This window comes from Enterocloster bolteae, assembly GCF_002234575.2.
In the GTDB taxonomy this organism is placed as follows: Bacteria; Bacillota; Clostridia; order Lachnospirales; family Lachnospiraceae; genus Enterocloster; species Enterocloster bolteae.
Genome location: NZ_CP022464.2, coordinates 881,205 through 895,274 on the forward strand (window position 1 = coordinate 881,205; position 14,070 = coordinate 895,274).

Here is a 14,070-nt window from a genome sequence, read left to right on the forward strand (position 1 = left end):
GTAAAAGCCTTATAAAATGAGGAGACCCCGATTGTATAACAACCGGGGCAATTATGAAAAATCTATGTGCAATTTTACTATTTATCATTTGTATATGTGACTTGCTCTTATGAAAATAGTATAAAAAATAAATGTGAACGAAATGTGAATTTGTTGTAAACAGATTATGAAACATTATATATTACCATAGATGCAGAATCGAAGGAGAGAAAATGGAGCAGGAATTAAAGAGAAAGACAATGGTCATCGGCCACAGGAATCCTGATACGGATTCCATCTGTTCGGCTATCTGTTATGCCAACCTGAAGCGGGCCATTACAGGGGATGCGTACATTCCGGCCAGGGCAGGCCATGTGAACGGAGAGACCAGGTTTGTCCTGGATTACTTCGGCATGGAGGAGCCTAAGCTGGTGGAGGACGTGAGAACCCAGGTAAAGGACATTGAAATCCGCAAGACCAGGGGAGTTGCGGATAACATTTCCTTAAAAAAGGCATGGAACATCATGCAGGAAAACAATGTGGTGACCATTCCTTCCGTCAGGCCCGACGGTACCCTGGAGGGGCTTATCACGGTAGGCGATATCACAAAGACCTATATGAATATATATGACAGCAGCATCTTGTCCAAGGCCCATACCCAGTATTCCAACATCATTGAAACACTGGAAGCTGATATTGTGGTGGGGGATGCGGACGTCTATTTTGACAAGGGAAAGGTGCTGATTGCAGCCGCCAATCCGGACCTGATGGAATTTTACATTGAACCCCATGACCTGGTTATACTGGGCAACCGTTATGAGTCCCAGCTCTGCGCCATCGAGATGGGGGCTGACTGCATCATTGTGTGTGAGGGTGCAGGCGTGTCCATGACCATCAAGAAGATTGCCCAGGACAGGGGATGTACGGTCATTGCCACCACCTACGACACATATACGGCGGCCCGTCTGATTAACCAGAGCATGCCTATCAGCTATTTCATGACCAGGGAGCACCTCATAACCTTTAACAGCGATGATTATACAGATGAAATCCGGGAGGTCATGGCCAGCAAACGGCACCGGGACTTCCCCATCCTGGACAAGGAGGGAAGGTATCTGGGAATGATTTCACGCCGGAACCTGTTGGGCGCCAAGGGCAAACAGGTTATCCTGGTGGACCACAACGAGAAGAGCCAGGCTGTGGCAGGTATTGAGAGCGCCGAAATCATGGAGATCATCGACCATCACAGGCTGGGAACCGTCCAGACCATGGCTCCGGTGTTCTTCCGCAACCAGCCCCTGGGCTGTACGGCCACCATCATTTACCAGATGTACCTGGAAAACAAGGTGGATATTGAGCCGAAGATTGCAGGGCTTTTGTGCAGCGCTATTGTGTCGGATACCCTGTTGTTCCGCTCACCAACCTGCACACCGGTGGATGAGATGGCTGCCAGGTCCCTGGCAGCCATAGCAGGCCTGGATATAGAGAAATACGCCATGGAAATGTTCGGAGCGGGAAGTAATCTTAAGGATAAGTCCGATGAGGAGATTTTCTACCAGGATTTTAAGAAGTTTTCTGTTGGCAAGGCGCTGATTGGCGTGGGACAGATTACGTCGTTAAACGATATAGAGCTGGAAACCCTGAAGGAGAAGATGCTGGGTTATATGGAAAAGGCCAAGGAGAGCAACAGCCTGGATATGGCATTTTTCATGCTGACCAACATACTGAAGGAATCCACGGACCTGATTTGTTACGGGCAGGGCGCGGTGCAGCTGGCGGCCAAGGCCTTTCATCTGGATATAGAGGAAGCCACGGAAAAGCCGGAACCGGTGCTGAGCCTGCCGGGTGTGGTATCCCGTAAAAAACAATTGATTCCGGAGCTGATGCTGGCGGAGCAGGATTAGGACAACGGCCCGGCAGGGCAGGAGGATTAAGATATGTCAAAGGAATACTGGAAACCAGGCAACATGCTCTACCCGGTGCCGGCTGTTATGGTCAGCTGCGGCAGGGAGGGAGAGACACCTAACATCATCACAGTGGCCTGGGCGGGCACCATCTGCTCGGATCCTGCCATGGTATCTATTTCTGTGCGCAAAGAGCGTTTTTCACACAGCATCATCAGGGATACAGGAGAATTTGTCATCAATCTGGTGAATAAGCGGCTGGTACGGGCCACGGATTACTGCGGCGTAAAATCCGGCAGGGATGTGGACAAATTTAAGGAGACAAGGCTGAACCCCCAGGCATCCAGGTATGTGAAGGCGCCGGGAGTGGAGGAAAGCCCGGTGAACATTGAGTGCAAGGTGGTGGAAGTGAAGGAACTGGGAAGCCATGATATGTTCATTGCCAAGGTGATGGGGGTGACCATTGACAACCAGTACATGGACGACAGGGGAAAGTTCAACCTCAATGCATCCGGACTTGTGAGCTATTCCCACGGAGAGTACTTTGAGCTGGGAAAGAAGCTGGGGAGCTTTGGATATTCGGTGAAAAAGCCGGTGAAAAGGCAGAGTGATAAGAAAAGGACTGCAAGGAGGAAAAAAGCGTGAAACCGAACATTACCATGATAGGCATGCCGTCATCGGGCAAGAGCACCATTGGGGTACTGCTGGCCAAGAGGCTGGGATTTTCCTTTGTGGACGTGGATATCGTGATACAGGAAAAGGAGGGAAGGCTTCTTAAAGAAATTATCGCACAGGAGGGTATGGACGGATTCCTTAAAGTGGAAGAGAGAATCAATGCCGGACTGGATGTGACCCTCTCTGTCATTGCTCCCGGCGGAAGCGTTATATACGGTGAGAAGGCCATGGAGCACCTGAAGGAAATCAGCGAAGTGGTCTATCTGAAGATGAGCTATGAGGAGATGGAAAACCGCATTGGCAATGTGGTGGACCGGGGCGTTGCCCTGAAACCGGGTTTTACCCTTCGGGACCTTTACAATGAGCGCGTGCCTTATTATGAGAAATATGCGGACATTACCATTGACGAGGAGGGCAAGACTCCCGGGGAAACAGTGGATGCGCTGAGGGACATCATTGAGGGAATGATGGATCGCAGTATGATTGAGCGCATTGTGGAGGAACAGAAAAAGATTCTGGAGGAAAAGGACCGTAAAATAGAAGCTTACGAGGCGGAGATTGCAGCACTTAAGGAAGAGCTGGCCCTTTTCAGGGCTGCGGAGACTGGCGGCTGCGGAAACTAGCGGCTGCGTAAACTGAGGCGATGGAAACTATCGGCTGCGGAAATTGAGGCGGTGGAAACTGCGGGTGAAGAAGCCATATAGAGGCTGGGCCACGGATGGAAAAAGGTTCGTTCTGATCTTTGGATTATTAGGTTATCCAAAGATTCAGAACGAACCTTTTTATTGTTTTATTTATTTTTATTATTTGACAGGCAGACCTACAGCATTTCCATATAAGCCAGCAGCTTATCCGCCAGGTCCAGTCCGATGTATACCAGAATACCCAGGATGATCAAAGCCGCTGCCAGGAATACCAGCTTATAGACCAGGTAAGCCTTGGCAAAATCCCGCAGCTGGTTCTCTTTTTTTCCAAAGGCCAGACAGAGCAGGTAAACCCATCCCGCGATAGGGATGTTCATGCACATGAATGTAAGGAACCAGCGCCTGGGCGGCATGCGGTAGGGATTGGCAGTATCCTTTTCGGGTTCCACGGGGGCCTTTTTGGGCAGCCTCAGACGCGGGGCGCCTGTATGTCCTGCTTTTTTATGTAAATCAGTTTTCATCATCCGGTCTGCCTCCTGGTCCGTAATATTCCATGTTGTTCCACTTAAATTTCTCGCTGTTTAAGGAGGAGCGGAGCTGGTTCTGCTGTACCTGCACCTGCTGCTCGGCCTGCTTCATGGCAGCTTCCTCGGATGCCCGGCTCTCGGCCTGGGATGCGTTCCACTGCTCCTCTGTGGGCAGGCCGGAGATCCGCGTGATGGCTGCCTGAAGCCGGTCGGACAGAGCCTGCTGCTCCGGGTCCCCGGCCACCAGGGAAAGCTTGCCGATGGCATCCTGCACCAGATCCTGGGCATTCTTCTGCTGGTATTCCAGTTCCTCCACAGTCTCTAAGGCCTGCAGGAATTCGTTCTTTTTGGTATCCTTCTCAGCCTGCTTCCGGTTCTCCTCGGCCTGCTTTTGGGCTTCTTCCCTGGCCCTGGCATCGTCAATGGCCTTCTGCTTTTCGTAAAGGGCAATGGTATCGCCCATCTGGCTGATAATTCCGGTAAAGTAATCGTACCGGTTTTCCACCTGCTCCAGCATGCCGGCCCTCAGCTCCCCGTCGTCCAGAAGGGGAAGGCGGGAGGTGATATCCTGATATTGGCTCTTAACCGAGTAGGTATCCTCCACAGAACTGATTTCCCTGGTGGTGAATTCCTGGATATCCTGTTCCAGCTGCGCGGTCAGCTTTGCCTGCTCCTTGTCGTGCAGGCTTTGCTGGGCCCGGAATTCAGCGGTGGTGCTGAAGTAATCCTGGGTTCCCGTCCTGGGGTCCGCCTTTAATTCCACACTTTCAGGCTGCTCCCAATCCCAGGGTTCCAGGCCCTCATGTATCTGGTTCATGATGTTTTTCCATATTTTTCCGGCATATGTGCTTCCGTATATGCCGGGCATCTTGCGGGGGATATCGTATCCCACCCACACAGCCGTGGTATAGTAGCGGGTGTAGCCGCAGAACCAGGTGTCCTTACTGCTGTTAGTGGTTCCTGTCTTACCCGCTGCGGGCATGCCGTTATCCAGCTCCAGTCCGCGTCCTGTGCCGTAGGGGGAGGTCATGGTGCCTTTCAGGATATCGGTGAGCATGAAGGCGGAATCATCACGATAGACCTGTTTGGCGGCAGGCGGCAAGTCCTTGGTCAGGTCGCCGTCGTGCTCATGGATGATTTGGGTGATGCAGGTCCGGTCGTTGTACACACCATAATTGGCCAGGGTACTGTATCCCTTAGCCATGTCCACCACACGGACGCCGTTGGTAAAGCCTCCGATGCTCAGGGAGGGCACGCCGTTGTCAACGTATGTAAGCTTCTGGAACTCCATCTCTCCCAGATAGCTGAGGCCGTAGTCCACGCCGATGTCCTCCAGTATCTGCCATGCCACTGTGTTCAGGCTGCGGTTTAAGGCTTCACGGACCGTTACGCTGCCGTGGTAATTGCCGCCGCTGTTGGAAGGCCCGTCCTCCCATTTGTGGTCGTTCACCATGCGCGTGGGGTAGTACTCTCCGGTGTCAAAGGCAGGGCCGTAGTCAATGAGGGGCTTGATGGTACTGCCCGGCTGCCTGGCGCTTAAATAGGCACGGTTGAACTGGTCCCCGCTTCCCCTGCCGCCTACGATGGCCACCACGTAGTTGGACCGGTTGTCCACGATAACGCCTGCGCCCTGGAGGGCATACTTTCCATTGTCCTGCAGCTCGGTGTAGGAGGACAGCCCCTGGTCTATGTCTGCCTGAAGCATGTCCTGGAGACTGCTGTCCAGGGAAGTGTATATCTTGAAGCCGCCGGCGCGGATTAAGTCGGATTTTTCCGTGTAGGCGGTTGTATAGCGTTCCATGTAGGAATTGTAGTCATCCTTGTCCTCAAAGGTGTAGCGGAACTGGAAGCCGTCTTTCTTTAACAGCTCCAGGGCCGCGCAGTGGATGGCGTAGCTGCTCTGGTAATTCTCGTCCGTGCCCTCGGATTCCTGCTTGACCACGGTGAGGGGCTTTGACAGGGCCTTTTCGTAATCCTCATCGGAAAGTTCGCCTATTTCATTCATGCTCTTTAATACGTCATTGCGCTTTTCAAGGGATGCTTTGGGATGGGCTACCGGATCGTAGGCCGAGGGACTGTTGCTGATGCCTACCAGGACAGCTGCTTCCTCCACGTTCAGGTCTGCCGCATGCTTGCCGAAGTAGTAGCGGCTGGCAGCTTCCACGCCGTAGCACTGGTGGCCATAGAAATTGGTATTGCAGTAAAACTCCATAATGTCTGCTTTGGAGTACTTTTTTTCAATCTCAGGGGCCAGAAGGATTTCCACAATTTTACGGGTGAAGGTCTGTTCCTGGGTCAGGTATGTATTCTTAATGACCTGCTGGGTGATGGTGCTCCCTCCCTGGGTGACTTGTCCCCTGTGCTTTACCAGAGCCAGACCGGCGCGGAAGGTGGCAATCCAGTCAACGCCTGTATGGCTCTTAAAACGTCTGTCCTCCTGAGCAATGTATGCGTTCTGAATGTTCATGCTGATGCCGGTGATGCCCACATACTGGTAGTGGCCGGCATTGATAAGCCCTATCTGACGGCCGTCCTTGTCGTAAATCACGGTATCGGACAGTTTTGAGAAATCTGTACGCTCCATCTGGGCCAGCTTGTCGTAAGCCAGCTCTCGGCACTCATCCAGATCCGGCTTGACCTTGGCGTAAATCAGCAGGCACAGGATGGCACCTAATATGAATCCGGCGGTGATCACGGCCAGAAGGGCGTGGAACAGCCATCCTGTGATGCCCAGGAGACTGACTCCTATGTCGCGGATCACCAGCAGGGTTTTTCGGGCGGCCTGTTTCAGTGTATCTTTCATAGTCCTCTTTATCCTCTCTGCGCCCGGGTTATGTGGATGGATATGAAAATGGGCGCTGATATCTCAATAGGGCTGGAAACAATTGCCAGCCCGGTAAACCATTGATATTATAAGCCAGAATGGAAAAAAAGGATAGGGAAAAAGTATAAAAATAAGGACTTTTTCCGCCAAAAGTGGGGGAAAAGTCCTTATTTTGGAAATAAATATCATATTTTGCGCATCAGGAACCGGAGGGTGTGGGAGGGGATTCCCATGCCCTTTTCCTGCATCTCGGTAAAGGCAGACAGAATCCGGGCGATCTCTTCGTCGTCAGAGGGAATCAGGTGGTTATCCAGGGTGATGGTCAGCACAGTCAGCACGATTTGGGCTGTCTCTTCCGGGAAGCTGCACTGGATGCTGCCCTCCCGCACCCCCTGGCGGATGATGTCGGCCAGGATGGGTTTCAGTTTGGTGATGATGATGCGGGAGAACTTCTGGTGTATGAAGGCGCTTTCCAGCTGTTCATTGAAGGTGTGTATTTCCTCCCGGCGTCTCAATTCCATGGAGGAGTCCAGGCAGGCGTGGTATATGATTTCCAGTTTTTTAAAGGCATCCAGGTGGGAGGACGCGGCCAGCTCCCTGCCTTCGTCCAGGACCCGGGAGTAGTTTCTCTCAATCACTGCGTCTATGATATCGTTCTTGGAGGAAAAATAGTAATAGATACTTCCTTTCCCGATACCGGCTTTTTGGGCAATATCACTGACAGAAATGGCCTGGACATTGGCAGAACCCATAAGTTCCTGCATGGCATCCAGTATCATGTCCTTTTTATTATGGTTTTGCATAAAAAATCCTCGGTTTTTTCTTTAGAATACATCCAAGTATAGCAGAATATAAATGAAAACGCCAGACTTGACTGGCGGTCGAAAACGTGTTATGTTTAGTTTGATTTCGATTCGACCACTGGTCGAAAAAGCAGGAGTACAAGGTTCAGGAGGAAACGTCATGATTTATCTGGCTTCATATGAACCCGGCGGCAGTCTTTATAACCGGGAACGGGAACATATACTGGGCAGGAGCCTGCTGAACTTTGGTCTTATGAAGGAATATGGACGGACCTGGGAGGTAGAGCAGGAAGCCGGTTCAAAACCGCGTCTTAAGGGTGCAGAGGGCGTGGAATTTAATATCAGCCATACAAAGGGTCTGGTGGTCTGCGCTGTGGCGGACAGAGCGCTGGGCGCGGATACGGAGCAGATTCGTCCGTTTAAGGCGGGCCTGATGAGGCGCGTGTGTTCCGGAACAGAGCGCAGTTTTGTGATGGCAGGAAGGTCTGAGGCGGAGCGCCGGGAACGGTTTTTCCGGCTGTGGACCCTTAAGGAGAGCTATGCCAAGGCCATTGGCATAGGGCTGGCCTTTCCGCTGGGGGATATCACATTTTCCCTGGAGGAGGGCGTTATAAAAGGGAGTATTCCGGGCTGGCGGTTTTACCAGTCCAGGGTTTACCAATCATATATTATATCCGTCTGCGCGGCGGACGAAAAAGGAGAGTCAGTATGAGTTACGAAGAAGTATTTACAAAGGTAAAGGAGATTTTCATGAAGGCCGATGTGAGCAGGGTAGAGGAGCATCTGGCCTTTCAGTTCAATATTACGGGCGAGGGTGAAGGCGTGTTTTATGCAGAGGTTAAGGACGGCGTTCTGAGGGTGGAGCCGTATGAGTATTATGACAGGGACGCAAAGTTTATCTGTTCCGCCGATACGCTTATGAAGCTGGCGTCGGGTAAGCTGGACCCGGTCTTTGCGTTTACCACAGGAAAACTGAAGGTTGAGGGGAGCCTGGAAAAGGCTCTGATGCTGCAGATGTTTGTGTAGGCAGGTGCGTGTGCGGCGCCGGAAAGCCGGTCAGTCCGCGGTAAAGGAGTGAGGTATATGGGAATCAAAGGATGGATGCTGGGACTGGCGGCAGCAGGAGCAGCGGGAGAATACGGCATAGCGCGGTATTTTTTCCACCGGACCGTGGTCCGGGGAAATGCAAAGCGGGACAGGACACAGAAGATGGCGGGCACGGACTGGGACGCTTATATTCCGGGTATCCGCGCCAGCAGGGAATGGCTGGCAGGACAGCCTCAGGAAGATGTGTACATAACATCCAGGGACGGGCTCAGACTCCACGGCACATTCTTTTGCTGTGAAGGTTCCAGGAGGGCAGTGGTGTGCTTTCACGGCTATACCAGCGAAGGACTCAACGACTACACTTCCATTGCGAAATTTTATCTGAACCAGGGCTTTAACCTGATGGTGGTGGATGAGAGGGCTCACGGCAAAAGCGAGGGCACCTATATCGGGTTTGGCTGTCTGGACCGCTATGACGCCTTGCAGTGGATGGAGTATGTGGTGGAGCGTCTGGGAGAGGACTGCGGGCTGATGCTTCACGGTATTTCCATGGGAGCCGCCACCGTGCTGATGTCCACGGGCCTGGAGCTTCCAGAGCAGGTAAAGGCCGCTGTGTCAGACTGTGCCTTTACCTCTGCCTGGGAAGTGTTCAGCCATGTGCTGAGGAGTATGTACCATATGCCGGCTTTTCCCGTGATGCAGATTGCGGACCGCATGGCCAGGAGGGAGGCCGGATACGGCCTGGATGAATGCAATGCCAGGAAAGAGGTAATGAGGGCCCGTATTCCCATTCTGTTCATCCATGGGGACAGGGACACCTTTGTGCCCTGTTCCATGGTACATGAGCTGTACGGGGCCTGCGCCTCGCCCAAGGAGCTGTTAGTCATACCCGGAGCCAGCCACGCAGAGGCCTACTATAAGGATACGGACCGCTATGAACATGCAATTGAGGAACTGATTGCCCGGGTTTTCGGAAAAGAGGAGAACAGAGTATGAAGACAAGGAAAGGCTACAAGGTATACCCGCTGACATCAGCGCAGAAGCTTCACTTTTACTGCCTGAAATACTGCCCCAAGAAGCAGGTGTTAAACATCGGATCCAGCCTGACCATCCAGGTGGACTTAGACTGGGACGTGCTTAAAAGCTGCATTCAGGAGGCCATTGCCCGCTGCGATACCATGCGCCTGCGCTTTACCCATGACAAGGAGGGCAGCATCTACCAGTATGTGGTGAAGGAGGAGACAAAGGAAATCGAACACTTTGACTTTACCGGCTGGAAGGAGGAGGACGCGGAGCAAAAGCTCAGGGAGTGGACAGAGGTTCCCTTTGAGCGGTACGATTCCCCCATGCACCATATTGTAATGATCAAAATGCCGGATGGGTACCAGGGGCTTTACATCTGCGTGGACCACATGACCATGGATGCCCAGTCCCTGATTCTGTTTTTCCGGGATGTGATTGAACTGTATGCCAGCAGGTTTTACGACGAGGTGGAACATCCAAAGGAAATGTCCTCCTATATCAGGCAGCTGGAAAAGGATTTGGCCTACGAGGCCGGAAGCAGGGCCTGTGAAAAAGACAGGCAGTTTTTCCAGGAACTGATTGCTTCCTCCGAACCCATTTTCACGGACATCTACGGTCCGAAGAAGCTGCTGGAGGAGAGAAAGGCTGCCCGCAACCCGAAGCTGAGGGCAGCCACCAACACATCTGATAATGTGGAGGCAAATATCACCAACTTCCATCTGGAAGGGGAGCCTTCCAGACGCCTGCTGGATTTTTGCGAGAAATACGGTATTTCCATGACCTGCCTTCTCTTAATGGGCCTTCGGACCTATCTCCAGAAGGAGAATGACCAGGACGACGTTTCCGTCACCACCACCATTTCCAGGCGGGCCACCCTGTCGGAGAAGCGCTGCGGCGGAAGCAGGATTCACTGTTTCCCCTTCAGGACCATTGTGTCCAGGGAGGATACCTTCATGGAGGGCCTGCTCAAAATAAGGGATGCCCAGAACCAGTATTTCCGCCATGCGGGTTACAGCCCGTCGGAGTATTTCAATTACAGGCATGATTATTATAAGCTTAAGGACGGGCAGACCTATGAGCCCTTAAGCCTTACCTATCAGCCCCTGGCCATGAAGTATGACGGTCCCGGCCTGGACAAGCTGGGCGATATCAAGTATAAGACTGCCCGTTATTCCAACGGTGTGGCTGCCCACACCCTGTATCTCACCGTGAGCCACAGGGCAGAGGACAATGGCCTGGACTTTGGTTTTGAGTACCAGACCGGCGTGGTGACGCCGGAGAAGCTGGAGTATATTTATTACTACCTGTGCAGAATCATATTCCGGGGTGTGGAAGACCCGGAGCGCCCGGTAGGGGAAATCATAGAGATGGTGTAAAACAGCAGAACAGCTGATGCGACGGATACAAAGACGGAATATAACAAAAAGAGAATATCAAGAAAGAGAATTAAAAAAGAGAATTAAAAAAGAAATAAAAAAGCAGGAGGATTACAAAGATATGTTTGAGGATTTAAAAGAGATCATCTGTGAGTATGTGGATGTGGCGCCGGAGACTATTAAGGAGGATTCCCGGTTCATTGAGGACCTGGGCTTCAATTCCTATGACTTCATGAGCATGGTGGGGGAGATTGAGGAGAAATTCGACGTGGAGGTAGAGGAACGGGAAGTGGTCAATGTAAAGACCGTGAAGGATGCAGTGGCTTATATCCAGTCCCTGCAGGCAGAGTAGGCCGAAAAGGCAGGAGGCAGATATGGCAGCAGAGACATTAAGGGATATAATACGGCACGGCGCAGAGGCTTATGGAGAGCAGACAGCATTCCGGTACAAGGTAAAGAAGGAAATCATTGACAAGACCTACAATGAGGTGAACCTGGATTCCATGGCTGTAAGCCGTGCCGTGGAGGCCCTTGGGATGAAAGGAAAGCATATTGCAGTCATAGGCACTACCAGCTACCAGTGGATTACCACCTATTTCGGAATCGTGAACAGCGGCAGCGTGGCAGTGCCCATCGACGCGCAGCTTCCCGCAGAAGCCGTGTGTGAGCTCTTAAACAGGGCGGATGTAGAAATGCTGGTGTACGATGAACTGCGCTCTGACGTGGCAGGCGTTGTGCGCGGGAAATGTCCGGGCATCAGGCACGTGGTATCCATGCAGGCCCGGGAGACGGTGGGGGATGTGCTCTCGCTGTCCCGGCTGATAGCCGGACATGCCGGTACATATGAGACAGAGCTTGCCGGCGGTCAGCTCTGCACCATACTCTTTACCTCAGGCACCACCGGAAAGAGCAAGGGAGTCATGCTGAGCCACAGGAACCTGACGGACAATGCGGTCTGCCTGGACATGAGGATACCTGCGGGAACCGTGTCCATGACCCTGCTGCCCATCAACCATGTTTACTGTCTGACCATGGATATCATAAAGGGGCTTTATATAGGAATGATTATCTGCATCAATGATTCCATTATGCATGTACAGCGCAATATGAAGCTGTTCAAGCCGGAAATTGTGCTGCTGGTGCCCCTTGTCATTGAGTCTATCTACGGAAAGTTAAAGGATGCCGGAAGCCTGATTCCCAAAAAGATGGTGGCAAAGGCCGCCTTTGGGGGCAGCCTGCGGATCATATGCAGCGGCGGGGCCTACCTGGATCCGGACTACGTAGACCGTTTCAGGGAATACGGAATTACCATCCTTCAGGGCTACGGCATGACGGAATGCTCGCCGGTTATCAGCACCAATCTGGAATGGGAGAATAAGAAGGGTTCTGTTGGAAAACTTCTTCCCAACTGTGAGGCCAGGGTGGTGGACGAAGAAATCTGGGTAAGGGGATCCAGCGTCATGCAGGGGTATTACAAGATGCCGGAGCAGACGGCCGAGACCCTGGAGGACGGATGGCTTAAGACCGGAGACTTAGGGTATGTGGATGAGGACAATTTCGTCTATATCACAGGCCGCCGCAAGAACCTGATTATCCTTGCCAACGGCGAGAATGTATCCCCGGAGGAGCTGGAGAACGAGCTGAGCCGCTCGGAACTGGTAAAGGAAATCCTGGTCCGGGAAAAGGATAAGATAATAGAGGCGGAAATTTTCCCGGATTACGAGTACGCGAAGAAAAAGCATATTAAGGATATCCAGGGAAAACTACAGGAACTGATTGACGGGTTTAACAAGGATATGCCGGTCTATAAGCGAATTTACAGCCTGATTGTCAGGGAGACGGAGTTTGAGAAGACGCCGTCAAAGAAAATTAAAAGATTTTAGAACCCTGCCGTACATTATAAGCGGATTAGGGGAAAGCAGATATATACTCTGTTTTCCTGCTAACCGCTTTTTTGCTGCCCGGAAAGGTAAAAAGATTACTATAAATAGTAAAAGCTGTCCATTCTAAACGTCATTTCCTGTCCTGTCCGGCATCCGCAAAGAAAATCCGGGCGAAAATCAGTCAAAATCATACGGTTTTCCATCAATTTATTTTATTCATACCGGAACTGAAAAAAGATATAATCTAAAACGTGTTCAGATGGAGGGAAGTTATGGACCAGGAATTTTTTTACCGGCTGCTCTCCTGCCAGGGAGTATCGGGCAGGGAAACAAATATCCAGAAAACAGCAGCAGCGTATATGGAAGGCTTTGCGGATGAGGTTAGGCGTGAGGTAAACGGCAATGTGACCGGCATACTGAATCCGGACAGCAGCTTTAAGATTTTGCTGGCAGGCCACATAGATGAGATTGGACTTATGGTCACGGACCATACAGAGGAAGGTTTTCTGCGGGCAGCCAGAGTGGGGGGAATTACCCCGCGGATGTATCTGGGACAGAAGGTGCGGATTGACACGGGAAAGGACCTGGTATACGGGGCAGTGGCAAGTTCCGGGGAATTGCAGAAAAAGGAAGAATTGTCTGATACAGACCTTGTTATCGACATCGGGGCCGGAAACCGGGAGGCGGCCAGAAGGCATGTGCCTGTGGGGTCCGGTGTGGTGTTTGATACGGATTGGAGGCCCCTGTTGGGGGAATGCATCACCTCCAGGGCCCTGGATGACCGCTCCGGCGCATTCATTGTCATGGAAGCCTTAAGACGGGCAAAGGAAAAGAAATGCAGAAACGGAGTCTATGCCGTGACAACGGTGGGAGAGGAAACCGGCTTTAGCGGCGGGGCCTGGGCCGGCGCCGGTATCAGGCCAAACATGGCCGTTGCGGTGGATGTGACCTTTGCCAGCGATGGACCGGGCGGGGATGACGGGGTACGCGGCAGGGTGGCCCTGGGAGGCGGTCCCGGTATCTGTGTGGGGATTATGGGACATCCGGTAATGAACCGGATTCTGGAACAGGCAGCCGGGCGGCTGGACATCCGCACGCAGCCGGTCATAACGCCCGGAAGAACCTTTACAGATACGGACGCCATACATATCAGCGGACACGGTGTGCCGGCAGCGCTGGTGAACCTGCCCCTCCGGTATATGCATACTCCGGCGGAAGTGTGTTCCCTGAAGGATGTCAGGGACTGTATTGAACTAATCAGCGAGTTTGTGTGCATGGTGGACGGACAGACTGATTTGCGGCCATGCTAGTGCTTCAGCCGGCCGGAAACAGCAAGGTATCAGGATAACGGTAACAACATTTCGGGAACATGTCCCGGAATGCAG

13 protein-coding genes are annotated in these 14,070 nt (G+C 52.2%); 10 read left to right on the forward strand and 3 right to left on the reverse strand.

From position 1 onward, the window contains the following. Window positions 1–212: 212 nt before the first annotated feature. Genes CGC65_RS04170 through CGC65_RS04180 form a run of 3 tightly spaced genes read left to right on the forward strand, consistent with a single transcriptional unit; the run spans window position 213 to window position 3,181 of the window. Window positions 213–1,883, forward strand: a complete 1,671-nt coding sequence (locus CGC65_RS04170; RefSeq protein ID WP_002568180.1) for a putative manganese-dependent inorganic diphosphatase — start codon at window positions 213–215, stop codon at window positions 1,881–1,883. Between the two features lie 33 nt (window positions 1,884–1,916). Beyond that, window positions 1,917–2,528, forward strand: a complete 612-nt coding sequence (locus tag CGC65_RS04175; protein WP_002568179.1) for a flavin reductase family protein — start codon at window positions 1,917–1,919, stop codon at window positions 2,526–2,528. Then, window positions 2,525–3,181, forward strand: a complete 657-nt coding sequence (locus CGC65_RS04180; RefSeq protein WP_002568178.1) for a shikimate kinase — start codon at window positions 2,525–2,527, stop codon at window positions 3,179–3,181. The genes CGC65_RS04175 and CGC65_RS04180 overlap by 4 nt, the downstream gene beginning before the upstream one ends. Window positions 3,182–3,378: 197 nt before the next feature. Here CGC65_RS04180 and CGC65_RS04185 read toward each other — a convergent pair whose 3' ends face one another. The 3 genes from CGC65_RS04185 to CGC65_RS04195 form a co-directional block, all read right to left on the reverse strand. Continuing rightward, window positions 3,379–3,726: a hypothetical protein gene (locus CGC65_RS04185; protein WP_002568177.1), complete on the reverse strand. Its 348-nt coding sequence runs from the start codon at window positions 3,724–3,726 to the stop codon at window positions 3,379–3,381. After that, window positions 3,713–6,532 carry a transglycosylase domain-containing protein gene (locus tag CGC65_RS04190; RefSeq protein ID WP_002568176.1) on the reverse strand — a complete coding sequence of 940 codons (2,820 nt, stop codon included), beginning with the start codon at window positions 6,530–6,532 and terminating at the stop codon, window positions 3,713–3,715. Before CGC65_RS04190 ends, CGC65_RS04185 begins: the two co-directional genes overlap by 14 nt. Before the next feature lie 206 nt (window positions 6,533–6,738). Then, entirely contained in the window at window positions 6,739–7,356 is a 618-nt protein-coding gene (locus CGC65_RS04195; RefSeq protein WP_002568175.1) for a TetR/AcrR family transcriptional regulator, read from the reverse strand. Window positions 7,357–7,516: 160 nt separating this feature from the next. Here CGC65_RS04195 and CGC65_RS04200 point away from each other — a divergent pair, with 160 nt between their 5' ends. The 7 genes from CGC65_RS04200 to CGC65_RS04230 all read left to right on the forward strand — a co-directional run bounded on the left by CGC65_RS04200 (window position 7,517) and on the right by CGC65_RS04230 (window position 13,995). After that, window positions 7,517–8,068, forward strand: a complete 552-nt coding sequence (locus CGC65_RS04200; RefSeq protein WP_002568174.1) for a 4'-phosphopantetheinyl transferase family protein — start codon at window positions 7,517–7,519, stop codon at window positions 8,066–8,068. Next, window positions 8,065–8,382 carry an SCP2 sterol-binding domain-containing protein gene (locus CGC65_RS04205; RefSeq protein ID WP_002568173.1) on the forward strand — a complete coding sequence of 106 codons (318 nt, stop codon included), beginning with the start codon at window positions 8,065–8,067 and terminating at the stop codon, window positions 8,380–8,382. The genes CGC65_RS04200 and CGC65_RS04205 overlap by 4 nt, the downstream gene beginning before the upstream one ends. A 57-nt stretch (window positions 8,383–8,439) precedes the next feature. Continuing rightward, window positions 8,440–9,399: an alpha/beta hydrolase gene (locus CGC65_RS04210; RefSeq protein ID WP_002568172.1), complete on the forward strand. Its 960-nt coding sequence runs from the start codon at window positions 8,440–8,442 to the stop codon at window positions 9,397–9,399. Next, window positions 9,396–10,802, forward strand: a complete 1,407-nt coding sequence (locus tag CGC65_RS04215) for a condensation domain-containing protein (protein ID WP_002568171.1) — start codon at window positions 9,396–9,398, stop codon at window positions 10,800–10,802. The genes CGC65_RS04210 and CGC65_RS04215 overlap by 4 nt, the downstream gene beginning before the upstream one ends. 121 nt (window positions 10,803–10,923) lie before the next feature. Then, entirely contained in the window at window positions 10,924–11,154 is a 231-nt protein-coding gene (locus CGC65_RS04220; protein ID WP_002568170.1) for an acyl carrier protein, read from the forward strand. 22 nt (window positions 11,155–11,176) lie between these two features. Continuing rightward, window positions 11,177–12,685, forward strand: coding sequence for an AMP-dependent synthetase/ligase (locus CGC65_RS04225; protein ID WP_007036617.1), 1,509 nt, complete (start codon window positions 11,177–11,179; stop codon window positions 12,683–12,685). Between the two features lie 272 nt (window positions 12,686–12,957). Continuing rightward, on the forward strand, window positions 12,958–13,995 hold the full coding sequence (locus tag CGC65_RS04230) for a zinc-binding metallopeptidase family protein (RefSeq protein WP_002568168.1): 1,038 nt from the start codon (window positions 12,958–12,960) through the stop codon (window positions 13,993–13,995). The last annotated feature ends 75 nt before the right edge of the window (window positions 13,996–14,070 follow it).